Below are 21,770 nucleotides of genomic sequence, written 5' to 3'. Positions count from 1 at the left end.
GAAGGGTAAAAAGTTTTGGCAGGGGGTTCCCTCATGCCGAGCATAGACGCCCTCGCCGATCGCTTGTCGACTTACCTCAGTGCGGACCAGGTCAATCTGGTCCGACGAGCGTACTTCTACGCCGAACAAGCCCACGATGGCCAACGCCGACGTAGTGGCGAGCCTTATGTCACGCATCCGCTGGCAGTGGCCAATATTCTTGCCGACATGCATATGGACCATCAAAGCCTGATGGCAGCCATGCTGCATGACGTGATCGAAGACACCGGTATTGCCAAGGAAGCGCTTGTTGCGCAGTTCGGTGAAACCGTGGCCGAACTGGTCGATGGTGTCAGCAAGCTGACCCAGATGAACTTCGAGACCAAGGCCGAAGCCCAGGCTGAAAACTTCCAGAAAATGGCCATGGCCATGGCGCGGGATATCCGCGTGATTCTGGTCAAGCTGGCTGATCGTCTGCACAACATGCGAACCCTCGAAGTACTGTCCGGCGAAAAGCGCCGGCGGATTGCCAAGGAAACCCTGGAAATCTACGCACCCATTGCCAACCGGCTGGGTATGCACAGTATTCGTATCGAATTCGAAGATCTCGGTTTCAAGGCGATGTACCCGATGCGCTCTGCGCGCATCTATCAGGCGGTCAAGCGCGCCCGGGGCAATCGCAAGGAAATCGTCAACAAAATTGAAGAGTCGCTCAGCCACTGTTTAGCCGTAGACGGCATTCAGGGTGAAGTCAGCGGCCGTCAAAAGCACATTTACGGCATTTATAAAAAAATGCGCGGCAAGCGTCGGGCCTTCAACGAGATCATGGACGTTTATGCGTTCCGGATCATCGTTGACAAGGTCGACACCTGCTACCGGGTATTAGGTGCTGTACATAATTTGTACAAACCCCTGCCGGGTCGTTTTAAAGACTACATCGCCATTCCCAAAGCCAACGGCTATCAGTCGTTGCACACCACGCTGTTTGGCATGCATGGCGTACCGATCGAAATTCAGATCCGTACCCGTGAAATGGAAGAGATGGCCAACAACGGCATCGCCGCCCACTGGTTGTATAAGTCCAGTGGCGACGAACAGCACACGGGTACTCATGCCCGGGCGCGGCAATGGGTCAAGGGCGTGCTGGAGATGCAGCAGCGCGCCGGCAATTCCCTCGAATTTATCGAAAGCGTGAAGATCGACCTGTTTCCGGACGAGGTCTATGTGTTCACGCCTAAAGGCCGGATCATGGAGCTGCCCAAAGGCTCCACGGCAGTCGATTTCGCCTACGCGGTGCACACCGACGTCGGCAACAGCTGTATTGCCTGTCGCATCAACCGGCGTCTCGCTCCGCTGTCCGAGCCGCTGCAAAGTGGTTCCACGGTCGAGATTGTCAGCGCGCCAGGTGCCCGGCCAAACCCTGCGTGGCTGAATTTTGTCGTCACCGGCAAGGCCCGTACGCACATTCGTCATGCTCTCAAGTTGCAACGCCGTTCCGAGTCCGTGAATTTGGGCGAGCGCTTGCTGAACAAGGTGCTTAACGGTTTCAACAGTGCACTGGACAAGATTCCGGCCGATCGCGTGCAGGCAATGCTTCAGGAATACCGCCTGGAACAGGTTGAGGACTTGCTCGAAGATATTGGCCTGGGCAATCGCATGGCTTACGTGGTTGCCCGGCGCCTGATGGGTGAAGGTGAACAGCTGCCGAGCCCTGAAGGGCCACTGGCGATTCGCGGCACCGAAGGTTTGGTACTCAGTTACGCCAAATGCTGTACGCCGATCCCGGGCGACCCGATTGTGGGTCATTTATCTGCCGGTAAAGGCATGGTCGTGCACCTGGATAACTGCCGCAATATCAGCGAAATCCGGCATAACCCCGAAAAATGCGTCCAGCTTTCGTGGGCCAAGGACGTTACCGGCGAATTCAACGTCGAGTTGCGCGTCGAGCTGGAGCACCAGCGTGGCCTGATTGCATTGCTGGCCAGCAGCGTTAACGCCGCCGACGGCAACATCGAAAAAATCAGCATGGACGAACGCGATGGTCGTATCAGCGTGGTCCAACTGGTGGTCAGTGTGCACGACCGTGTGCATCTGGCCCGCGTAATCAAAAAACTGCGCGCCCTTAACGGGGTCATCCGCATCACTCGTATGCGTGCGTAGCCATCCAATTACAAGGAGTCACCCATGACCAAGACTGTTATCACCAGCGATAAGGCACCTGCTGCTATCGGTACTTATTCCCAGGCGATCAAAGCTGGCAATACTGTCTACATGTCCGGTCAGATCCCCCTGGACCCAAAAACCATGGAACTGGTTGAAGGCTTTGAGGCCCAGACCATTCAGGTATTCGAAAACCTGAAGTCGGTAGCTGAAGCGGCAGGCGGTTCGTTCAAGGACATCGTCAAGCTGAACATCTTCCTGACTGACCTGAGCCATTTCGCCAAGGTCAACGAAATCATGGGCAAATACTTCGAGCAGCCATACCCGGCTCGTGCTGCCATTGGTGTTGCCGCCCTGCCAAAGGGTTCGCAGGTTGAGATGGACGCTATTCTGGTAATTGAGTAACACCCCTCGGCGCAGCGCCTTCATGCTGCGCCAACCCCTCGCTTGCCCCGCTTTAAAAGGATTCCGCCATGCGCAAAGCGCTCGCATTCTCACTGCTCACCATTTTTCTGGGTGGCTGTGCCAGCGGCCCCGCCCATCGCGATATCAGTGGTGTCTGGATCAACCAGGCCGCAATAAATGAAGCCGCCAAAGGTGGCAATTTGCGTGAAGCCCTGCTTGCCAACGGTCCAAATCTTGAGTGGCAAATTGATGCCAAGCACGCCAAAGCCAACTACACCAATGGTTTTGAGTGGGTTGAAGGCAAGCTGATGCCGGAAAACGACGGCGTTTGGCAGGTCAATATCTATGGCAGCGTTGCCACAGACTTGAGCCTCAATGGTGACGAGTTGATACAGGCCGCAGGAGAGTCCGATCCGCAACAGTCCTTCGTACGCTCATCCATAAACTTGGCAAGTGATGCGCCTTTGGGTACCAACTTCGAGCACGCGCTCAAGTCTGCCTACCTGGGCGGTCAATGGCGTGTGGTCAGCGGTAAAGGGCAAGGCAATCAAGTGACCTTCTTTGCAGATGGCCGGATTACTGGCTTGCCCGATGCCAACGCCTACGCCCTGTGTCTGGCGGGCGACTGTGCATCGATGAGCGGCGAGTACGACAGCCTCTGGCTGGAGCAGGATGAGTCCGGTGCGGCGCACATTTTTGTACGTAATGGCCGCCAGTTGGAAATCTTCCAGGCGCTGGATTCTGCCAAGCCTGACGAAATGCCCCAGCTTTACCCGGGCAAGCGTGAATGGTTGCTGGAGAAGCAGCCTTAAGTCCAAGCCAGGCATCGCTTACCGCAGGAACGAGCAAGCTCGCTCCTGCGGTAGGTGTCAGTTCGCTAGCATCTCGCCGTACCCTTCGCGATAACTCGGATAACGCGGTTCCCAGCCCAAAGCTTTGGCCCGTGCGTTGCTGCAACGCTTGCTGCCAGCCCGGCGAACGCTGGCTTCGGCGGCCCATTCGGTTATACCCAGGCGTTCACGCAACCAGTCCACGACTTCAGCCAGGGGTACCGGTGCGTTATCTACGCCGATGTAGCAATCGTCCAGAGATTTGCCCTGCAGGTCGGCCTGGAGCAGGAAGGCTATAAGGCCGCCCGCGTCATCGGCGTGAATACGGTTGCCATACAACGGCGGATCTACAGCAACGCGGTAGCCCTTGCGTACTTGCCCCAGCATCCACTCGCGTCCTGGTCCGTAGATCCCTGTCAGGCGCACCACGCTTGCAGGAATGCCGCTGCGCAGTGCTACCTGCTCAGCCTCAAGCATGATTCGCCCCGAGTAACTCGAGGCTTCGGCGGGTGACGTCTCATCCACCCATTCGCCGCCTTTTTGCCCATAGACCCCACTGCTGGATACAAATATCAGGCGTTTTGGCTGCTGGTTGTGTTGCTTGAGCCAGTCGAGCGTGTGTTTGAGCCCGTCAACATAAGCCGCCTGATAGCCTGCTTCGTCGTGTTCTGTGGCAGCAGCGCTATACACCAGATAATCAATATTGCCCTTGGGCCATTGGTCTGGGCATTGCTCGCTGAACAGGTCGCCTGCTACACCAATGACACCAGCAGGCAGCCGGTCGATGGAGCGCCGCAGCCCATAGACCTGCCAGTCATTGGCCAGTAATTGAGTCGCGAGACGACTTCCGACATCACCGCAACCGGCGATCAGAACCGAGGCTTTGGGCATCTCAAAACTCCTAATATAAAGTTACAAAATTGCATGTTCAGACCCGACCAAGGTCGTGACTTTTTAAAAAAACAGATGCAATTGCTTTTGTTAACAAGAATTACTTGCAATAATAACCCATCATTTGCCCTGGGTCTCAAGACGCGTTGTAGGGCATAACCTTATTACTTTTCTCAGGTCCGGCTAGCATGACACGCAATCATCCCACCGCTTCGCCAACCCCGCTTTTGAGCCCCGCACGTGTATGGCGTGGGCTTGCGGCGCTGATGTTCAGCCTGTTGCTGGCGCCTGCTGCAGCGTTTGCCGACGAGCCTGCTGCGCCGGCCGTGCATTCTGCCACTGAGGTTGCAGCACCGGCACCTGTAGCTACGCCAGGGGCAACCGACCCGTCATTGGTCGAGGGTGCTGTTGCTCCGGCCGACGACGCTCCGCAAGTGCTTGAAGAAGACAACACTCTGGGCATGGCCCACGACCTGTCGCCTTGGGGCATGTACAAAAACGCAGACATCATCGTCAAGATCGTAATGATCGGCCTGGCTATTGCCTCGATCATCACCTGGACCATCTGGATTGCCAAAGGCTTTGAAGTCCTGGGCGCCAAGCGTCGTCTGCGGGTTGAAATCGCCAATCTGAAAAAAGCCGGCACCCTCAAGGAAGCCAGCGAGTCTGCTACCAAAAAAGGCACCCTGGCACACCTGCTGGTGCAGGACGCACTTGAAGAAATGCGTCTGTCGGCCAATAGCCGTGAAAAAGAAGGCATCAAAGAGCGCGTCAGCTTCCGCCTCGAGCGTCTGGTTGCCGCGTGCGGCCGCAACATGAGCAGCGGCACCGGCATCCTCGCCACCATCGGTTCCACCGCGCCGTTCGTAGGTCTGTTCGGTACCGTATGGGGGATCATGAACAGCTTTATCGGTATCGCCAAAACCCAGACCACCAACCTGGCCGTTGTAGCGCCGGGTATTGCCGAGGCCCTGCTGGCCACTGCACTGGGTCTGGTTGCTGCGATCCCTGCGGTAGTGATTTACAACGTCTTCGCCCGCTCTATCACTGGCTACAAGGCTCAAGTGGCAGACGCATCTGCAGAAGTGTTGCTGTTGGTTAGCCGTGACCTCGATCACCTGCCGCCCGAGCGCAGCTCGCAACCGCATATGGTGAAAGTGGGGTAATCGGCCATGGGCCTGCATTTAAAAGAAGGCGATGACGATCTCGCCGAGAACCACGAAATCAACGTCACCCCTTTTATTGACGTGATGCTGGTACTGCTGATCATCTTCATGGTGGCAGCACCGCTGGCCACTGTAGATATCAAGGTTGACCTGCCCGCTTCGACCGCCAAACCGGCGCCGCGCCCTGAGAAGCCTGTGTTCCTCAGCGTCAAGGCTGACCAGCGCCTGTACCTGGGTGAAGAGCCGGTCACCGTTGAAGCCCTGGGCCCGACCCTGGATGCCAGGACTCACAACAAAAAAGACACGACGATCTTCTTTCAGGCCGATAAAGGCGTGGACTACGGTGACTTGATGAGCGTGATGGATGCACTGCGCGCAGCCGGTTACTTGAAGGTGGGTCTGGTCGGACTAGAGACGGCAGCCAAGAAATGACCATAGCGCGCCAAAAGATGACGCGTTACGCAATCAGCCTGGTCGCGGTGTTGGCCATCCATGCAGTGGCAGTCATTCTTGCCATGCAATGGTCCAGCCCGCGGAACGTCGAACTTCCTCCGCAAGCGATGATGGTTGATCTGGCTCCGATGCCAGCACCGCCACCGCCAGCACCGCCGAAAGTGGTGACACCACCACAACCGCCGGCCCCTGTGGAAGAGTTGCCGATACCCAAGCTGGCCGAAGCGCCCAAGCCGAAGATTGCTGTCCCCAAGCCGGTCAAGCCCAAGCAGAAGCCACAACCGCCCAAGCCTGTGGAAAAACCTGACCCGGTTAAAGAGAAGCCTTCAGAAGAGAAACCGAGCGACGCCACACCGACCAAGGCGCCGAGCGAGAAGTCTGCTGCCCCGGCCCCTGGCCCGTCGGCACAACAGCTGGCCGCCAAAGCCAGTTGGGAAGGTACTTTGCTGGCCCACCTGGGCAAGTACAAAAAGTACCCGGCTTCTGCACAGTCGCGCGGCAAGGAGGGTCTGAACCGTCTGCGCTTCGTGGTGGATGCTGAGGGCAAGGTACTGTCCTATGAGTTGGTAGGACGCTCAGGCAACGCGGATCTGGACCGGGCTACCCTGGAAATGATTCGTCGGGCCCAGCCATTGCCCAAGCCACCGCCTGAAATGCTGACCAATGGCACCATCGAGATCGTGGCACCCTTCGTTTATTCCATCGATAAACGTCGGCGATAAAACCTTGGCTCGGATAAAAGCCCTGTAAGAGCTGGTTTGCCAGCGACAGCAACAGTGCAGTCTCCCGCAACACAGGGGCGGCTGCATCGCTGCTAAACCCGCTCTCGCAGTATTAAACCTCCTTTGCCTTGATTAGCGACTGTAGCTCTGAGGGTAATGTCTGATAACGTGCGTCTATCGATTGCAGCCGCTATGCTTGGCCCGCAACCACAGGGACGCCCGCTATGACGCTTACAGAATTACGCTACATCGTTACGCTCGCCCAAGAACAACACTTCGGCCACGCGGCTGAACGTTGCCACGTCAGCCAGCCGACCTTGTCGGTGGGTGTGAAAAAACTGGAAGACGAACTCGGTGTGCTGATTTTTGAGCGCAGCAAAAGTGCCGTGCGCCTTACCCCGGTAGGTGAAGGCATCGTCGCCCAGGCGCAAAAGGTACTGGAGCAGGCCCAGGGCATTCGCGAACTGGCCCAGGCCGGCAAGAACCAGCTGACCGCCCCGCTCAAGGTCGGTGCCATTTACACCGTCGGCCCGTACCTGTTTCCGCACCTGATTCCGCAACTGCACCGGGTCGCCCCGCAAATGCCGTTGTACATCGAAGAAAACTTCACCCATGTGCTGCGCGACAAGCTGCGCAATGGCGAACTGGACGCGATCATCATCGCTCTGCCGTTCAACGAAGCCGATGTACTGACCCTGCCGCTCTACGACGAGCCGTTCTATGTGTTGATGCCGAGCGAGCATCCATGGACGCAAAAAGAAACCATCGACGCCAGCCTGCTCAACGACAAGAGCCTGCTGTTGCTGGGCGAAGGTCACTGCTTCCGCGACCAGGTGCTGGAAGCCTGCCCGACCCTGGCCAAAGGCAAGGACGGATCGCAACACACCACGGTTGAATCCAGCTCGCTGGAAACTATCCGTCACATGGTGGCTTCAGGTCTGGGCATTTCGATCCTGCCATTGTCGGCCGTCGACAGTCATCACTATGCCCCGGGCATATTGGCTGTGCGCCCGCTGACTCCGCCGGTACCTTTTCGTACAGTCGCCATCGCCTGGCGTGCCAGCTTTCCTCGGCCCAAGGCGATTGAAATCCTCGCCGACTCGATCCGTCTGTGCTCGGTGGCCAAGCCGCCTGCCGCGAAGTAAGCCTGCCGATGACCGAGTTGTCGAAAGTGTCGGTCACCGCGCTCAAGGGCGTTGGCGAGGCCATGGCCGAGAAACTGGCCAAGGTGGGTCTGGAAAACCTGCAGGATGTGCTCTTCCATTTGCCGCTGCGCTATCAGGACCGCACTCGCGTGGTGCCCATCGGCGCCCTGCGCCCTGGTCAGGATGCAGTGGTCGAAGGCCGGGTCATCGGCGCGGACGTGGTCATGGGCAAGCGCCGCAGTTTGCTGGTGCGGATCAATGACGGTACCGGGGGCCTGAGCCTGCGGTTCTATCATTTCAGCAATGCGCAAAAAGAGAGCCTCAAGCGTGGCACTGAAGTGCGCTGCTATGGCGAGGCACGTCCCGGCGCGTCGGGGCTGGAGATCTACCATCCCGAATACCGTGCAATCACCGGTGATGAGCCACCTCCCGTCGATACCACGCTGACACCGATTTACCCTACAACCGAAGGTCTGACCCAGCAGCGTCTGCGCCAGCTCAGCCAGCAAAGCCTTGCCCTGCTTGGCCCGCGCAGCTTGCCTGACTGGTTACCCCCGGAGTTGGCCAAAGAGCACCAGCTAGCGCCGCTGGACGCAGCCATTCGCTATTTGCATCAGCCACCGGCCGATGCCGATGTCGAGGAGCTCGCCTTGGGTCATCACTGGGCACAACACCGCCTGGCGTTTGAGGAACTGCTCACCCATCAGCTCTCGCAGCAGCGATTGCGCGAGAGCCTGCGCTCCCAGCAGGCGCCGGCCTTGCCCAAAGCGCAAAAGCTGCCGGCGCAGTTTCTGGCCAACCTGGGCTTCCCGCCAACCGGCGCCCAGGTCAGAGTCGGCAACGAAGTGGCCTACGACCTCAGTCAGCCTGAACCCATGTTGCGTCTGATTCAGGGCGATGTGGGGGCAGGCAAGACCGTGGTGGCGGCGATGGCCGCTTTACAGGCGCTTGAGGCTGGCTATCAGGTGGCACTGATGGCACCGACGGAAATCCTTGCCGAGCAGCACTACATCAACTTCAAGCGTTGGCTGGAGCCGCTGGGGCTTGAAGTTGCGTGGCTGGCCGGCAAGCTCAAAGGCAAGGCCCGGGCCAGTGCGATGGAACAAATTGCCAATGGCGCACCGATGGTCGTCGGTACCCATGCCTTGTTTCAAGATCAGGTGCAGTTCAAGAACCTGGCCCTGGTGATCATCGATGAGCAACACCGTTTTGGCGTGCAGCAACGTCTGGCCCTGCGCAACAAGGGGGTTGGCGGGGTGATGTGCCCACACCAGTTGATCATGACGGCCACCCCGATTCCGCGGACCCTGGCCATGAGTGCATACGCCGATCTTGACACCTCGATTCTCGATGAGCTGCCGCCCGGCCGAACGCCGGTCAATACCGTACTGGTGGTCGACACACGGCGCATCGAAGTGATCGAGCGGGTGCGTGCCGCCTGTGCCGAAGGCCGGCAGGCCTACTGGGTATGCACCCTGATTGAAGAATCCGAAGAGATGACCTGTCAGGCCGCCGAGACCACCTTTGAGGACCTCTCAAGCGCTTTGGGTGAGTTGCGGGTAGGTCTGATTCACGGCCGTATGAAGGCGGCAGAAAAAGCCGCGGTCATGGCGCAGTTCAAGGCCGGTGAGTTGCAACTGCTGGTCGCAACCACGGTGATCGAGGTCGGCGTCGACGTACCCAATGCCAGTCTGATGATTATCGAAAACCCGGAGCGCCTGGGCCTGTCCCAGCTCCACCAGTTGCGTGGCCGTGTGGGTCGGGGCAGCGCCGCGAGTCATTGCGTGCTGCTGTATCACCCGCCGCTGTCGCAAATCGGGCGTCAGCGCCTGGGCATCATGCGTGAGACCAATGATGGTTTTGTGATCGCCGAAAAAGACCTCGAGCTGCGCGGCCCCGGCGAAATGCTGGGCACCCGGCAAACCGGCCTGCTGCAATTCAAGGTCGCCGACCTGATGCGCGATGCCGACCTGCTGCCTGCTGTGCGCGATGCTGCCCTGACACTGATTGAACGCTGGCCGGGCCACGTCAGTCCGCTGCTGGATCGCTGGCTACGCCACGGACAGCAATATGGGCAGGTGTAAAAATTCGTTCAGTAATCAGATTTGCGGCCGATCAATAGACGCTTACCAAATTTGAGTTGCAGGAATCGAATGCAGACCTTCAATGAAGTCGCCAGCGCTCCAACCGTTTTGAGCACACCGCTTGCAGTCCGGCGGCTGCTTGAAGATTTGGCCGTTACCTGGCGCGAAGTCCACGACCATCCGGGGCTCAACCCGGGCTGCAAGGTGCAGGCGGTGTTGCTCGATGACTCGGTTGGCGCCCTGATGGTGCTGTTTGCGCAGAGCCACCTGCTCGATCTCAATCGTCTCGCTGACTTGGTCGGGCGTCGCATGACGGCAATCGCGCCTGATCGCCTGCAGCAGATACTCGGCAGGCACAACTTGAGCGTGTTGCCGGGCTTGCCTGCATTCACCAATTCACCTTGCCTGTACGAAGAGCAATTACTCCAGCAACCCCTGTTGTTGATCGGTGCGGGTGAGCCCGGTTTGTGGCTGGAGATTAGCCTGGAAGATTTCAGGCGCCTGCTGATCAACGCCAGCGGGGGACGCTTTGGCGAGTCCCTGAGCGCTATCAGGCTTAACCTTGATCAAGCACAAGATGATGGCGAGGCGATCAACCGGGCAGTCCAGGCATTCACGGCGCGCCGTATCCAGCAACGGCTGGAAGGCACTATCGAGCTGCCGCCGCTGGCAGAAAGCGTGCGTAAAATCATGCGGTTGCGGGTCGATCCAAACGTCACCATCGATGAAATCACCAGTGTTGTCGAAACCGACCCGGCACTGGCGGCACAAGTCATGAGCTGGGCATCGTCGTCGTACTACGCTTCACAAAGCAAAATCCGCTCGGTTGAAGACGCTATTGTCCGGGTGCTGGGGGTTGATCTGGTGATTAACCTCGCCCTGAGTCTGGCGCTGGGCAAAAGCCTGAGCGTGCCCAAGGACTACCCGCACTCGAGTGCCCCTTACTGGCAGCAGTCGATCTACACCGCAGCGGTCATTGAGGGGTTGACCCGGGCCATGCCTCGGGCCGAGCGCCCGGAAGTCGGCCTAACCTACCTGGCCGGGCTGTTACACAACTTCGGGTATTTGTTGCTGGCTCATGTGTTCCCGCCGCACTTCTCGTTGATCTGCCGTCACCTTGAAGTCAACCCGCATGTCAGCCATAGCGTCATCGAACAGCATTTGCTGGGTATCAGCCGCGAGCAAATGGGAGCCTGGGTGCTGCGGTACTGGAGCATGCCGCCAGAGCTGGTGACGGCATTGCGTTTTCAGCACGATCCGCATTATAGCGGCGCCGATGCACAGTTCCCGAACCTGGTCTGTGTGGCACTGGGGTTGTTGCGTAGCCGGGCAATCGGCACCGGATCATGTGCGCCACTTCCAGACGCGGTGTTCGAACGTCTGGGGATCTCCCGCGAAAAGGCGGAAGACGTTGTCAGCAAAGTGCTGGAGGCGGAAGTGCTGCTTCGCGAAATGGCAGCGCAGTTTAGCCGGGCGTAGCCCGCCGTTACCTGTAGGAGCGAGCTTGCTCGCGAGCTCTTCTAAGCGTAAACAGCTCGCGAGCAAGCTCGCTCCTACAGTTGAAGTATCAGGCCGTGGGCTTTTTACGTGGCTTGAGGTACTTGGTCAGGCCCTGGAACCAGATCACCAGGGCCGGATTGCCTTTGATCTGAATCGATTTGTCCTGAATCCCGGTCATGAATGCCAGTTGCTTGTTCTTCGCTTGCAGCGTGGCGAAGCCGTAGGCTGCATCTTTGAAGGCGATCGAAAAGGCAGGCTCGGGGTACAGGCCCGAGTGGCTGGTGATGCGCTGATTTTTGACTTTGAAGTGACGGGCCACTTTGCCATCGAGGGTTTGCAGCTGGAAAACCAGGTCCTTGTCGACCAGTTGCTGCTGAAAAGCAGGGTTTTTACGGCTGGCTTTGCTCATCAAAAAGCCCAGCATCCAGAGCAGGAAACGAAATTTCATGTAGGCGGCCTCGGGAGAAATTAAATGGCCGGCGCAGTTTAACGATTTGAACGAAGAACGCCATATATGAGCATGGACTGGCGTAGATGGTGGGGGTTTTGCCGCTTATGGCCGCACGATTGTGTGGTCGGGTGTCAAGAACGGGCCGCTAGCCGAGCCAGCTTGCCCATTCTTCAAGGCCGTTGCGAGCAGCGGCCCATTCCGGACTTATGGATTGACGCTGTCTTTCAAGAACTTGCCCGGCTTGAAGGCTACGGTGTTGCTGGCCTTGATTTTTACCGGCTCGCCGGTTTGCGGGTTCTGTCCGGTGCGAGCACCACGATGGCGCTGAATAAAGGTGCCGAAGCCGACCAGCGTTACGCTGTCTTTGCGATGCAGGGCATTGGTGATTTCTTCAAGCACTGCGTTAAGGACGCGGCTGGCTTGCTCTTTGGTGAGGTCAGCCTTTTCAGCGATAGCGTTGGCGAGATCTGGTTTACGCATGATGAAGCCTCTTTGACGGTTTTTTGTTGTTATGTCCGTGCTGCTCTCTCTGGAGCAGCGCCAAGGCGCCGCAGGCTCTACTCTGCGGCAGACCGGTGTGAGGATGGCACGCGGCCAAGGCCGGCGCCAGCCTCTGGGCCGGCTTTGTTGTCTCAAGTTGGTGGTATAAGCGACAGAGTGGGCTGCATTTACGCCAAAAGTGCAGGCAGCTCTTTGTTCAGCGCCAGTTTTTCGCGAACCGCCTCACCTGTCAGGGCATAACCGAGCAATTTGCCTTCACTGTCCCTGCACAGTGCCTTGATATCTGCGCCTTGACCCTCCACGGTCCACACGCCTTCATGCCCACGCGGCACGGGGGACACTACAAGCGGGCAAACCGGGGTTTTGACGGTAATCGGCATCGCACCGTAGCTGACGGCCGTGGGGTTGCCTGCCAGGGTTTGCGCCAGGGCCCGGGCACAGCTCATCAGCGGCATGACATACAACAGGCTCAAGCCATCGACCTCGGCACAGTCGCCCAAGGCATAGATGTTGTCATGGGAGGTTTTGAGCTGGCGATTGACCTCGATTCCCCGATTGACCCGGATCCCCGCGGCAGCGGCCATATCGATGCGCGGGCGCAGACCAATGGCAGACACTACGACATCGCAGTCGATCACGCTGGCATCCGACAAATGCGCCTGGAGCCCATCTTCAGTGCGTTGCAGGCGAGTCAGTACCGGGCCCAGGTGCAAGCGCGCGCCCAGGCTCTCAAGGCCGGCCTTGACCGCTGCAGCGGCGGCGGGATGCAACAGGGTCGGCATGACCTGCTCGCAAGGTGCGACCAGATCAACTTCATAACCGCCTGCGATCAAGTCATTGGCAAACTCACAGCCGATCAGGCCTGCGCCCAGAATCAATACCCGGCGCTTGCCTGCGGCGGCGGCGCGAAAGCGGGCGTAGTCTTCCAGGTCGTTGATCGGGAAGATCGCGTCCTGGGCATCACCTTCTACCGGCACCTGCACCGTTTGCGCGCCCCACGCCAGAATCAGGTCGCGATAGGGAACGGCTTCTTCGCCGATCCACAGCTGCTTGTGACCCGGATCGATCCCGCTGATGCGGGTGTGGGTCCGTATCTGGGCGTTGAGCTGTTGCGCCATGGCGCCGGGCATCGCCATGCTCAGGCCGTCAGCTTCTTTATTCTTGCCAAAGCCGGTGGACAGCATCGGCTTGGAGTAGGAGCGGCCGTCATCAGCCGTGATCAGCAGCAGCGGTGTTTCGCTGTCCAGCTTGCGAAATTCCCGGGCCAGATTGTAGCCGGCCAGGCCGGTACCAACGATCACGACAGGTGCGTTCATTCCAATCTCCATGGGTGTGAGTCACTTTTTAAGGGGGTAGATCAGTTGATTTCGATCATCTCGAAATCCATCTTGCCAACGCCGCAGTCCGGGCACAGCCAGTCTTCAGGTACGTCTTGCCACAGCGTACCGGGGGCGATGCCGTCATCCGGCCAGCCGTCGGCTTCGTTATAAATCAGTCCACATACGATGCATTGCCACTTTTTCATGGGGTATTTCCTCAAGTTCAGGCTAATAGGAGGCCACAGGCTTTTTCAGATCAGCCAGGTCACTCGTCAATTCAGGGCGTTTTGTACTGATGCCTATCGATAGATGCAAGCACGATTACTGCCAAAAAATCCCCGGCCGCTCAATCAAAGATCCGCGTGATAAGCTCGCCGGCCTCAATGGCTGCCAATTATGACCCACTGTGCCGCACTTAACTTACCCGCTGATCTCCCCTGTCTGGCTTGAAAAAGACCAGCTTCCTGCATTGCCTGATGAACAAGTCCTCGACTGGCTGTTCGATCAAGGCTCCTTGACCCGTCGCCTGACTGCGCTTTCCCGTGGAGCCTTTAGCGTGCTGCCGCTTTTTGAGGGCTGGCAGGCCTTGCGCCCGGATGAGTGTGCGGCCCTGAGCCTGCCCGAAGGCAGCGAGGGCTGGGTGCGTGAAGTGTATTTGCACGGTCAGCAGCAGCCGTGGGTGTTTGCCCGCAGCGTGGCAGCTAAAAGCGCTCTGGAAGATGGTGCCTTGAACATGGACGAACTGGGCACCCGGTCACTGGGTGAACTGCTGTTTTGTGATCAGGCTTTTGAGCGCGGTGCTTTGCAAGTGTGCCACTACCCGCGTGCCTGGTTGCCTGCTGCCGATCAGGCAGATCTACTGTGGGGCCGCCGTTCGCGCTTTGTACGCGGAGCATTGAGCGTGCTGGTGGCCGAGGTGTTTTTACCAAAACTGTGGGCCGCCCTGAGTGCCCGGCCGGAGAACAACTGAATGTACGTGCGCCTGCTCAAGTCACTCAATCGCCTGAACCCTCGCGCCTGGGACTTCATCCAGCTGACCCGCATGGACAAGCCCATCGGCATTTACCTGCTGCTTTGGCCCACGCTGTGGGCGCTGTGGGTTGCCGCCAAGGGCGTGCCTTCGCTGAGCAACTTGCTGATCTTTGTCTTCGGGGTAATCCTGACCCGTGCCGGCGGTTGTGTCATTAACGACTTTGCCGATCGCAAAGTTGATGGCCACGTCAAACGTACAGAACAGCGGCCATTGGTCAGTGGAAAAATCAGCAGCAAAGAGGCATTGGTGTTTTTTGCGCTGCTGATGGGGATCAGTTTCCTGCTGGTGCTGTGCACTAATGCGCCGACCATCTGGCTGTCATTCGGCGGCCTGGCGCTGGCTGCAAGCTACCCGTTCATGAAGCGCTACACCTACTACCCGCAAGTGGTGCTGGGGGCGGCGTTCTCATGGGGCATGCCCATGGCATTCACCGCCGAGACCGGCAGCCTGCCTGCCGCTGCCTGGTTGTTGTACATCGCCAACCTGCTGTGGACCGTGGGCTACGACACCTACTACGCCATGACCGACCGCGAAGATGATTTGAAAATCGGAGTCAAATCCACCGCCATTCTGTTTGGCGATGCTGACCGCATGATCATCCTTACCCTGCAAGGCCTGGCGCTTGGCTGCCTGCTGCTGGCAGGTACGCACTTCGAACTGGGCGGCTGGTTCCACCTCGGCCTGCTAGTCGCGGCCGGGTGCTTCGTGTGGGAGTTCTGGTATACCCGCGACCGCGACCCGCAGCGCTGTTTCAAAGCCTTCCTGCACAACCACTGGGCCGGGTTGGCAATCTTTGTAGGCATCGTCCTGAATTACGCATTGGGATGAATAAACGGCCCCTGTAGGAGCGAGCTTGCTCGCGAGCTTTTCAATTCAACAGACAGCTCGCGAGCAAGCCCGCTCCTACGGTTGGTTGGGCACCAGGCGCAAGAGGCTGCGGGTATTGAGCTGGATTTCCGTCTCGTCGAGATGCGGGATGCTGTAGTCGCCTTCGATGTAGGACTGGGCCTGGTCGCTGTAGTGTCTGTCGAAGGGCACGCCGCTTTGCCCTACCGGGTTGATGGTCAGGCTGTGGGACGGATCGGCAAAGTCGATCAGGCGTCTGGTCGACGGACCGTAGGTCACTGCCCAGGGGGCGGGGCCGAGTTTGGCGCTGAGATTGTTTGGCACTTCATGGCTGCCGGGGGCCTCGAAGGGGCCGACGTTAAACAGCCAGTCCAGCGGTTTCTGTCGTCCCAACGGGTGGTCGTGGGTCAGGGTATGCGCCTTGCCCCAGCGCCATTGCGCCGGGTCATCACCCAGGGTGGCTTTCAACTGCGCGATGCTGGTTTGCCAGGCGACTTTGACCGTGTCGGCCCGGGTCTCTTTTTGCGCCGTATTGCGGTTGTCCCACCATGGCGAGTCCGGGCTTGCAGCGAGGCGTGGCAAGGCTTCGTCGATCACCCGGGTGGTCAGCAAGGTATCAAAAAAAGCATCGCCCAATTCATCATGCATCGCGGCGTCAGCCAGGCTGAACAGGAACTGGCTGAACAACGTGGCGGCCGTTGAATCCAGCGGGTAATCGCCCTGCCATTGCGCCAGTTGTTCTACCAGCTGGCGTTCAGCCGGATCGCTGACCACTTCACGCAACACCGGTAATAGCGGCTTGAGCACGCGCTGGGCGTAGTCGGTGCGGGTACCCAGTTGCAGCGCCTGGCTGTTTTTCAGGTTCCATTTCACGCCGGGGTCGCTGAGCTGGCGATTGAGCTGCTGGCCGCGATCCGCCAGGTTGTAGTAACCGGGTATCTCAATGCCGGCAGGCGACACCGGCTGGAAGTTGGCCGACACGATATAGCCCCGCGCCGGGTTCTCTTCCTGGGGGTTGGCGCTGAACGGGTAGAAACCGTCTTTGTCAGCCTGGCGGGTACTGCCATCCAGAATAAAAGCCGGATTGACCCCGGCCGGGCGTTTGGGCAATTGCGCTGCGGCCCACCAGCCGATGTCGCCCTTGGCGTTTGCCCACACCAGATTCAGGCCCGGTGCGTGGATGTAGGTGGCCGCCGTGCGGGCCTTGCTCAACGTGTCGGCACGGTTGAGTTGGTAAAAGCCTTCGAGGATCGGATCCCGGGTTTCCAGAAAGCCCCACCACATCGCGACCGGCGTGCTGCCGGCCGCAGACCCGAGTACATCGTTGATGATCGGGCCATGGGGTGACTGGCGCAGTGTGAGCGTCACCGGTGGCTGGCCTTTGACCGCTATTTGCTGCTCGCTGCTGCTCATGTCGACCCACTGACCGTGGTACCACACCTGATTCGGGTTGTCGGGATTGGTCTTCTCGGCAATCAGGTCCAGATCATCGTTCTGGAACATGGTCAGGCTCCAGCCAAAGTCGCGGTTGTTGCCCAGGAAGGCGAACGGTACCAGCGCCTGGTGGTAGCCGTAGAGCTCAAAATCGGGTGCCGAGAGTTGCGCCTCGTACCACACCGATGGGGTCGAGAAGCGAATGTGCGGGTCGCCTGCCAGCAGCGGCTTGCCACTTTCGGTGCGCTTGCCCGACACGACCCAGGCATTGCTGCCCTCAAACTGTGGCAGGCCGGCCTGACTCAAGGCCTGATCGCTCAGTTGGGCGAGGGAGCCGAGGTTTTTCCAGTCGTTGTTCGAGAGTGCCGGGGCCAATACGCCCCGGGGCTGCCAGTCGAGATCGAAGACTTGCAGGTAGTCGCTGCCCAACTGGTCACGGACGTAGGTCAGCAATGGCTCTGTGCGAAAGGCGGCTGCAAAGCTGTAGGCCATGTAACCGGCGACGCTGATCGTGTCTTCAGCGGTGAATGGCCTCGGGGTGATGCCCAGCACGTCAAACTCCACCGGTCTGGCGTGGGTGGCCTGGTACTGGTTGATCCCGTCCAGATAGGCTTGCAGCGCCAGCCAGGAAGGTGACTGATGATCCAGTTCGGCGACATAGCTGGCGGCACGTTCGCGAATGCGCAGGCTGCGAAACAGCTTGTCGGTATCGACCAGCTTGGGTCCGAGTACCTCGGCCAGTTCCCCTCGGGCCAGACGGCGCATTATTTCCATCTGAAACAGACGGTCTTGCGCCTGCACATAGCCGAGGGCGCGGTACATGTCGGTCTGGTTGCCTGCGCGGATATGCGGCACCCCGCGCTCGTCATAACGCACCGTGACCGGGCCTTGCAGTGCATTCAGCCCGACCTGCCCCTGGCGCATGGGCAACTTGCTTTGCACATACCAGATACCCCCGCCCGCGATGGCGGCAATAACGAGGGCGGTTACGGTCAGGCTGCGTTTCATGGTGCAACTCCTTGTAATTTTTCTGCACCGAAGCGCTTAGCGTGATGCGCCATCATCCTGCCATGGGCAATAGCAGCCAACGGCCATGGTGTGGGTGGCTTTTACCGGGCGGCCTTCGCTCAATGCCTGCAGGATGGGCTCGATAAAACTGTTGCTGGCATTACAGGTGGCGCCTTCACTGTAGGGGCCAAAGTAGGCCAGCTGGCCGCTGCGGTCCCAGATGGCTACAGCCGGGCTGGCGCTCAGGTGCTCGGCGCCGGGCAGGTTGGGCAATGGCTTTATCGCGCCAAGGGTGGCGGGCAACTGGCCGTGGGTGCCGGGCTTTTGCACGGAGTAGAACGCAACGCCCAGCGGTACATAATGCGCCAGCAGTTCGCGCAGGTGCTGCTGGTTGCCGACATTGCACGGGCAGGCCGGGTCCCAAAAATGCACCACGCGAATCGGCCCCGGGCCTGAAAGCTCGGCCGGCAGGCTCAGCACGTCCCCGGCGAACAGTGCGGTGCGGTCGCTGAAGGCGCGAATGTAGCGACCCTGAAACCAGTCGTAGGCCAGCCATAAACCCACGGCACATATCAGCGTCAGCAGGCAGGCAAGCAGGGTTTTTAAAGTGGGCACAGGCATGCAAATAGGTCCTCGAAGGCCGCGTAGCTTGCCATGCTTGAACTGACAGATGAATATTCCGGTCTATAAAGCCTGTTTTGCGCACATGCGCCCTGTCTGGAACCTCTTATGCCTGCCCCGTTTGCTCCCGATTCCTTGCGCGCCAGCTTGCAGCCTCTGCACGACGGCCAGCCATTGTCGCGGGAGGGGCTGGCGTACCAACAGTTCTACGGGCTGGATTTCCCGCAGCGGAAGGAGCCGGTGCGCCGACAATTGGGGCGCTTCAGTGCCGGCGGCTACGAGCTGGTCAGCCAGGTCTGGTGGCCAGAGTCCACCCCGGTGGCGACGCTCTTCGTCATCCATGGTTTTTACGATCACATGGGCTTGTATCGGCACGTCATTGAGTGGGGGTTGAATCGAGGATTCGTGGTCATTGCCTGCGACTTGCCCGGGCACGGGCTTTCGAGTGGCGCGCGGGCCAGCATTGACGATTTCGCGCAGTACCAGGCAGTGCTGCAAGGGCTGTTTATCGAGGCCCAATCCTTGGCACTGCCGCAACCCTGGCACCTGTGCGGGCAAAGTACCGGAGGCGCGATTGTGCTTGATCATGCGCTGCGTCAGGGCGATCAAAGCCCGGCACAAGGGCGGGTGATTCTGCTTGCGCCATTGATCAGGCCCAAGGACTGGCGTTGGTCGAAGTTCAGCTATTACCTGCTCAGGGGGTTCGTCAAAGGCATCGCCCGGCGTTTCAGCGAGAACTCCAACGATCCGCAATTTTTACCGTTCCTGCAGGCCGATCCGCTGCAGCCGGTGCGTCTGCCAACAGCATGGGTGGGTGCGCTGGCGCGCTGGATCCCGCGTATTGAGCGTGCAACACCCTGCTCGCGCCGGCCTCTGGTGATTCAGGGCGAAGCCGACAAGACAGTGGATTGGCAATATAACCTTGAGGTACTGAAGACTAAATTCGATCAGCCACAGGTGTTGTTGCTGCCAGAGGCCCGGCACCATCTGGCGAATGAAACGGCCGAGATTCGCGAGCGCTATTTCGCGTTTCTGAATAAACATCTGTAGGAGCGAGCAGTTTTCTATCCGGTACACCGTATTTAAGAGCTCGCGAGCAAGCCCGCTCCTGCGGGGCGCTGGTTATTGCGCCAGGCTGGAGGTGCTTTGGCCTACTGCCAGCCCGGCGCGGATCGCCGCCAGTGCCGCCAAGTAATAGGCTTTGCCGTCAGGCGATTCGGCGAAGGTGACGAACTCTTCCAGTTCCGGGTCAGACAGGTCGCGATACACGTAGAGCAACGTGTTATCCAGCTCACCCGCAATTTGCTCCATCAAGCGCTGGCGCTGGCCATCCAGCATGCCTTGGGCCTGTCCACCGCCGAGCAACCCCGGAATCATCGAACTCAAGCTGTCAGCGGCAACCCCGGCGATCGCCAGAGTGACTTCTGCGCCCGCTTCACGGGCCGGCAGTGCCCGTGACAAGTGGTTGATCAATAGCTGGCGGGTGGCGCTGGCTTCGATCCGGGGCAAGCCTTGTGCGTGCTTTGCCAACTGATCGCGGCGGGTGGCCAGCAGTTCTGCAGCCACAATCCGTCGGCCCAGCGGCGACTGGAAAAATGTCAGTGCAGGCACAGGGTCAGGCAGGGTGTTGCGCATTTTCTCTTTGGCACGCCGGTCCATCGCGTCGGGGGCAAAGCGCTGGTTGCTGTTATTGACCAGGGCTTGATAGACAGCAGGCGGCAGGTTGTTGCGATAGCGTTCCTGGGCGGCAGTAAGGGCATCAACAAAATGCGCGCGCTGTTCTGGCCACCCGGCAGTCGTGAACAGATCATCGAGGTTATCTGCCCATGCGGGTAACGTGCAAAACATCATCAACAGTAAAAACAAGCGGCGCATGAGGGACTCCTGTCTGCAGGGCGCTATTGTCCGGGTGTGGCGTAGGACTTGTCGAGAATTCGTCTCGCTCCAGGGGGCTTTAAATGCTCCGGTTAAATATTTCTACTCCGCCAGCTAGACGGAGCTGTCGGATTTTCAGACGTGTCGATATTATGCGCGGCATGCAAATACCATCTGATCACCCGCTGTTGCTTCGCATCGTCGACGACCTGTACGCGCAGGGGTGGTCACAGCAAAATATCTTTCTGCCCGAGGCTTTGACCCTCGAACTGGCGGCTGAGTGCCATAAACGTTCGGCTGAAGGTGAACTGACCCCGGCGGCGGTCGGGCGCGGTATTACCCAGGAGGTCCGCGAGGGGATACGCGGCGACCATATTCAATGGCTGGAGCCGGGAGAGGTTCTAGCCTGCGACAACTATCTGGGGTTAATGGAAAGCCTGCGAATCGCCATGAATCGCAGGCTTTTTTTGGGCCTTGAGGACTTTGAAAGTCACTTTGCCCTCTACCCGCCCGGAGCCTTCTACCTCAAGCATCTGGACCGCTTTCGCGATGATGACCGGCGCATGGTCTCGGCCGTGGTTTACCTCAACCAGGCCTGGCTGCCGGAACATGGCGGGCATTTGCGTATGTACCTGGACGATAACGTCGACTATGACGTACTGCCGGTCGGTGGTTGCCTGGTGGTATTTCTCTCGGGCGAGATCCCCCATGAAGTGATGCCCGCGACCCGTGACCGGCTGTCGTTGACCGGCTGGTTTCGCCGTCGCGCTACTGAGGTGTTTGTATGAGTCAAAAGGTGTTGGTCAGTCGTTGTCTGTTGGGCCATCGCGTGCGCTACGACGGCGGCGCCAGTGGTCCGTATGGGCAATTGGCACGGTGGCAGGATGAAGGGCGGATCATTGCCTTGTGCCCGGAAGTTGCGGGTGGCTTACCTACGCCGCGTGCACCGGCAGAAATTCCCGGTGGGCAAGGGCTCGATGTGCTTAACGGCAAAGCACCGGTGATGACCAGCGAAGGTGAAGACGTGACCGCGGCGTTTATGGACGGGGCACAACAGGCGCTGGCGCTGGTAAACCGGCACGGCATCCGGATTGCCATTCTCAAGGCCAATAGCCCGTCTTGCGGCAATGTGCAGACCTATGACGGCAGCTTCAGCGGGGTCAAGGTTGAGGGCCAGGGCGTGACAGCCGCATTGCTGGCAGGTGCAGGCGTTCAGGTGTTCAGCGAGTTGCAGCTGGATGACGCGGCACGGGCGCTGGCACGGCTTGAGGCCTGACGATCTCTGTGACAGCCGGCGCGCTCGCGCCGTCAGGGGCCTGTAGAGGCTGTAAATGAGTTCAGGTAATA

The 21,770-nt window shown here is 59.1% G+C and carries 22 protein-coding genes; 14 read left to right on the top strand and 8 right to left on the bottom strand.

Translation table 11 applies throughout. The features are described from left to right. Positions 1-33 precede the first annotated feature (33 nt). From spoT to ACP7BO_RS19475, 3 genes are all read left to right on the top strand, one after another. Positions 34-2,139 carry a bifunctional GTP diphosphokinase/guanosine-3',5'-bis pyrophosphate 3'-pyrophosphohydrolase gene (spoT, locus tag ACP7BO_RS19485; RefSeq protein ID WP_060696427.1) on the top strand — a complete coding sequence of 702 codons (2,106 nt, stop codon included), beginning with the start codon at positions 34-36 and terminating at the stop codon, positions 2,137-2,139. 24 nt (positions 2,140-2,163) lie between these two features. Next, positions 2,164-2,544, top strand: coding sequence for a RidA family protein (locus ACP7BO_RS19480; protein ID WP_003437778.1), 381 nt, complete (start codon positions 2,164-2,166; stop codon positions 2,542-2,544). Between the two features lie 68 nt (positions 2,545-2,612). After that, entirely contained in the window at positions 2,613-3,356 is a 744-nt protein-coding gene (locus tag ACP7BO_RS19475; RefSeq protein ID WP_397455374.1) for a hypothetical protein, read from the top strand. Between the two features lie 57 nt (positions 3,357-3,413). On the opposite strand, the gene ACP7BO_RS19470 is transcribed toward ACP7BO_RS19475, so the two are convergent. Beyond that, positions 3,414-4,265: an SDR family oxidoreductase gene (locus tag ACP7BO_RS19470; protein WP_426212191.1), complete on the bottom strand. Its 852-nt coding sequence runs from the start codon at positions 4,263-4,265 to the stop codon at positions 3,414-3,416. Positions 4,266-4,453: 188 nt separating this feature from the next. Here ACP7BO_RS19470 and exbB point away from each other — a divergent pair, with 188 nt between their 5' ends. The 6 genes from exbB to ACP7BO_RS19440 all read left to right on the top strand — a co-directional run bounded on the left by exbB (position 4,454) and on the right by ACP7BO_RS19440 (position 11,314). Beyond that, positions 4,454-5,431, top strand: coding sequence for a tonB-system energizer ExbB (exbB, locus tag ACP7BO_RS19465; protein WP_060696430.1), 978 nt, complete (start codon positions 4,454-4,456; stop codon positions 5,429-5,431). Positions 5,432-5,437: 6 nt separating this feature from the next. Beyond that, on the top strand, positions 5,438-5,863 hold the full coding sequence (exbD, locus tag ACP7BO_RS19460; RefSeq protein WP_060696431.1) for a TonB system transport protein ExbD: 426 nt from the start codon (positions 5,438-5,440) through the stop codon (positions 5,861-5,863). Beyond that, entirely contained in the window at positions 5,860-6,606 is a 747-nt protein-coding gene (locus ACP7BO_RS19455) for a TonB family protein (RefSeq protein WP_060696432.1), read from the top strand. Before exbD ends, ACP7BO_RS19455 begins: the two co-directional genes overlap by 4 nt. Before the next feature lie 224 nt (positions 6,607-6,830). After that, positions 6,831-7,751, top strand: coding sequence for a hydrogen peroxide-inducible genes activator (locus tag ACP7BO_RS19450; protein WP_003437762.1), 921 nt, complete (start codon positions 6,831-6,833; stop codon positions 7,749-7,751). 8 nt (positions 7,752-7,759) lie between these two features. Next, positions 7,760-9,835: an ATP-dependent DNA helicase RecG gene (gene recG / locus ACP7BO_RS19445; protein ID WP_060697004.1), complete on the top strand. Its 2,076-nt coding sequence runs from the start codon at positions 7,760-7,762 to the stop codon at positions 9,833-9,835. 69 nt (positions 9,836-9,904) lie between these two features. Next, a complete protein-coding gene (locus ACP7BO_RS19440; RefSeq protein ID WP_426212188.1) occupies positions 9,905-11,314 on the top strand; it encodes an aminoacyl-tRNA deacylase and HDOD domain-containing protein in 1,410 nt (469 codons plus the stop codon). Between the two features lie 88 nt (positions 11,315-11,402). Here ACP7BO_RS19440 and ACP7BO_RS19435 read toward each other — a convergent pair whose 3' ends face one another. The 4 genes from ACP7BO_RS19435 to ACP7BO_RS19420 form a co-directional block, all read right to left on the bottom strand. Beyond that, complete coding sequence (locus ACP7BO_RS19435) at positions 11,403-11,783, bottom strand: hypothetical protein (protein WP_060696434.1); 381 nt, start codon at positions 11,781-11,783, stop codon at positions 11,403-11,405. A 207-nt stretch (positions 11,784-11,990) separates the two neighbouring features. Continuing rightward, positions 11,991-12,266 (bottom strand): HU family DNA-binding protein, encoded by a 276-nt coding sequence (locus ACP7BO_RS19430; RefSeq protein WP_019410306.1) that lies wholly within the window; start codon positions 12,264-12,266, stop codon positions 11,991-11,993. A 188-nt stretch (positions 12,267-12,454) separates the two neighbouring features. Continuing rightward, a complete protein-coding gene (locus ACP7BO_RS19425) occupies positions 12,455-13,603 on the bottom strand; it encodes an NAD(P)/FAD-dependent oxidoreductase (RefSeq protein ID WP_397455377.1) in 1,149 nt (382 codons plus the stop codon). A gap of 41 nt (positions 13,604-13,644) precedes the next feature. Further along, positions 13,645-13,812: a rubredoxin gene (locus tag ACP7BO_RS19420; protein ID WP_003437744.1), complete on the bottom strand. Its 168-nt coding sequence runs from the start codon at positions 13,810-13,812 to the stop codon at positions 13,645-13,647. Positions 13,813-14,012: 200 nt separating this feature from the next. Between ACP7BO_RS19420 and ACP7BO_RS19415 the strand changes: the two genes are divergently transcribed. Further along, the gene (locus ACP7BO_RS19415; protein ID WP_060696436.1) at positions 14,013-14,576 is read left to right on the top strand and encodes a chorismate--pyruvate lyase family protein; all 564 of its coding nucleotides are present in this window, start codon (positions 14,013-14,015) and stop codon (positions 14,574-14,576) included. Further along, entirely contained in the window at positions 14,577-15,467 is an 891-nt protein-coding gene (gene ubiA / locus ACP7BO_RS19410) for a 4-hydroxybenzoate octaprenyltransferase (RefSeq protein ID WP_060696437.1), read from the top strand. 75 nt (positions 15,468-15,542) lie between these two features. Here the strand turns inward: ubiA and ACP7BO_RS19405 are convergent, their stop codons facing one another. Both ACP7BO_RS19405 and ACP7BO_RS19400 read right to left on the bottom strand, forming a co-directional pair. Beyond that, a complete protein-coding gene (locus tag ACP7BO_RS19405; protein ID WP_426212184.1) occupies positions 15,543-17,927 on the bottom strand; it encodes a penicillin acylase family protein in 2,385 nt (794 codons plus the stop codon). A 36-nt stretch (positions 17,928-17,963) separates the two neighbouring features. Continuing rightward, entirely contained in the window at positions 17,964-18,548 is a 585-nt protein-coding gene (locus tag ACP7BO_RS19400; RefSeq protein WP_426212182.1) for a DUF6436 domain-containing protein, read from the bottom strand. A 108-nt stretch (positions 18,549-18,656) separates the two neighbouring features. On the opposite strand from ACP7BO_RS19400, the gene ACP7BO_RS19395 reads away from it, so the two are divergent. Continuing rightward, on the top strand, positions 18,657-19,598 hold the full coding sequence (locus ACP7BO_RS19395) for an alpha/beta hydrolase (RefSeq protein ID WP_426212180.1): 942 nt from the start codon (positions 18,657-18,659) through the stop codon (positions 19,596-19,598). Between the two features lie 72 nt (positions 19,599-19,670). Here ACP7BO_RS19395 and ACP7BO_RS19390 read toward each other — a convergent pair whose 3' ends face one another. Next, positions 19,671-20,423: a DUF2059 domain-containing protein gene (locus ACP7BO_RS19390; RefSeq protein WP_060696441.1), complete on the bottom strand. Its 753-nt coding sequence runs from the start codon at positions 20,421-20,423 to the stop codon at positions 19,671-19,673. A gap of 152 nt (positions 20,424-20,575) precedes the next feature. Between ACP7BO_RS19390 and ACP7BO_RS19385 the strand changes: the two genes are divergently transcribed. Further along, positions 20,576-21,211, top strand: coding sequence for a 2OG-Fe(II) oxygenase (locus ACP7BO_RS19385; RefSeq protein WP_397455382.1), 636 nt, complete (start codon positions 20,576-20,578; stop codon positions 21,209-21,211). After that, a complete protein-coding gene (locus tag ACP7BO_RS19380; RefSeq protein WP_426212177.1) occupies positions 21,208-21,699 on the top strand; it encodes a DUF523 domain-containing protein in 492 nt (163 codons plus the stop codon). The genes ACP7BO_RS19385 and ACP7BO_RS19380 overlap by 4 nt, the downstream gene beginning before the upstream one ends. Positions 21,700-21,770: the final 71 nt, after the last annotated feature.

It is taken from the genome of Pseudomonas sp. TWR2-1-1 (assembly GCF_049897045.1).
In the GTDB taxonomy this organism is placed as follows: Bacteria; Pseudomonadota; Gammaproteobacteria; order Pseudomonadales; family Pseudomonadaceae; genus Aquipseudomonas; species Aquipseudomonas versuta.
The sequence above is the reverse complement of the archived record's forward strand: the minus strand, read 5'-3'. Positions and strand labels throughout refer to the sequence as shown.

What these genes read in the sequence shown, in the direction of transcription:
- spoT (WP_060696427.1), top strand. Translation starts at nt 34, where the DNA reads ATGCCGAGCATAGACGCCCTCGCCGATCGCTTGTCGACTTACCTCAGT.
- ACP7BO_RS19480 (WP_003437778.1), top strand. Translation starts at nt 2,164, where the DNA reads ATGACCAAGACTGTTATCACCAGCGATAAGGCACCTGCTGCTATCGGT.
- ACP7BO_RS19475 (WP_397455374.1), top strand. Translation starts at nt 2,613, where the DNA reads ATGCGCAAAGCGCTCGCATTCTCACTGCTCACCATTTTTCTGGGTGGC.
- ACP7BO_RS19470 (WP_426212191.1), bottom strand. Translation starts at nt 4,265, where the DNA reads ATGCCCAAAGCCTCGGTTCTGATCGCCGGTTGCGGTGATGTCGGAAGT.
- exbB (WP_060696430.1), top strand. Translation starts at nt 4,454, where the DNA reads ATGACACGCAATCATCCCACCGCTTCGCCAACCCCGCTTTTGAGCCCC.
- exbD (WP_060696431.1), top strand. Translation starts at nt 5,438, where the DNA reads ATGGGCCTGCATTTAAAAGAAGGCGATGACGATCTCGCCGAGAACCAC.
- ACP7BO_RS19455 (WP_060696432.1), top strand. Translation starts at nt 5,860, where the DNA reads ATGACCATAGCGCGCCAAAAGATGACGCGTTACGCAATCAGCCTGGTC.
- ACP7BO_RS19450 (WP_003437762.1), top strand. Translation starts at nt 6,831, where the DNA reads ATGACGCTTACAGAATTACGCTACATCGTTACGCTCGCCCAAGAACAA.
- recG (WP_060697004.1), top strand. Translation starts at nt 7,760, where the DNA reads ATGACCGAGTTGTCGAAAGTGTCGGTCACCGCGCTCAAGGGCGTTGGC.
- ACP7BO_RS19440 (WP_426212188.1), top strand. Translation starts at nt 9,905, where the DNA reads ATGCAGACCTTCAATGAAGTCGCCAGCGCTCCAACCGTTTTGAGCACA.
- ACP7BO_RS19435 (WP_060696434.1), bottom strand. Translation starts at nt 11,783, where the DNA reads ATGAAATTTCGTTTCCTGCTCTGGATGCTGGGCTTTTTGATGAGCAAA.
- ACP7BO_RS19430 (WP_019410306.1), bottom strand. Translation starts at nt 12,266, where the DNA reads ATGCGTAAACCAGATCTCGCCAACGCTATCGCTGAAAAGGCTGACCTC.
- ACP7BO_RS19425 (WP_397455377.1), bottom strand. Translation starts at nt 13,603, where the DNA reads ATGAACGCACCTGTCGTGATCGTTGGTACCGGCCTGGCCGGCTACAAT.
- ACP7BO_RS19420 (WP_003437744.1), bottom strand. Translation starts at nt 13,812, where the DNA reads ATGAAAAAGTGGCAATGCATCGTATGTGGACTGATTTATAACGAAGCC.
- ubiA (WP_060696437.1), top strand. Translation starts at nt 14,577, where the DNA reads ATGTACGTGCGCCTGCTCAAGTCACTCAATCGCCTGAACCCTCGCGCC.
- ACP7BO_RS19405 (WP_426212184.1), bottom strand. Translation starts at nt 17,927, where the DNA reads ATGAAACGCAGCCTGACCGTAACCGCCCTCGTTATTGCCGCCATCGCG.
- ACP7BO_RS19400 (WP_426212182.1), bottom strand. Translation starts at nt 18,548, where the DNA reads ATGCCTGTGCCCACTTTAAAAACCCTGCTTGCCTGCCTGCTGACGCTG.
- ACP7BO_RS19395 (WP_426212180.1), top strand. Translation starts at nt 18,657, where the DNA reads ATGCCTGCCCCGTTTGCTCCCGATTCCTTGCGCGCCAGCTTGCAGCCT.
- ACP7BO_RS19390 (WP_060696441.1), bottom strand. Translation starts at nt 20,423, where the DNA reads ATGCGCCGCTTGTTTTTACTGTTGATGATGTTTTGCACGTTACCCGCA.
- ACP7BO_RS19385 (WP_397455382.1), top strand. Translation starts at nt 20,576, where the DNA reads ATGCGCGGCATGCAAATACCATCTGATCACCCGCTGTTGCTTCGCATC.
- ACP7BO_RS19380 (WP_426212177.1), top strand. Translation starts at nt 21,208, where the DNA reads ATGAGTCAAAAGGTGTTGGTCAGTCGTTGTCTGTTGGGCCATCGCGTG.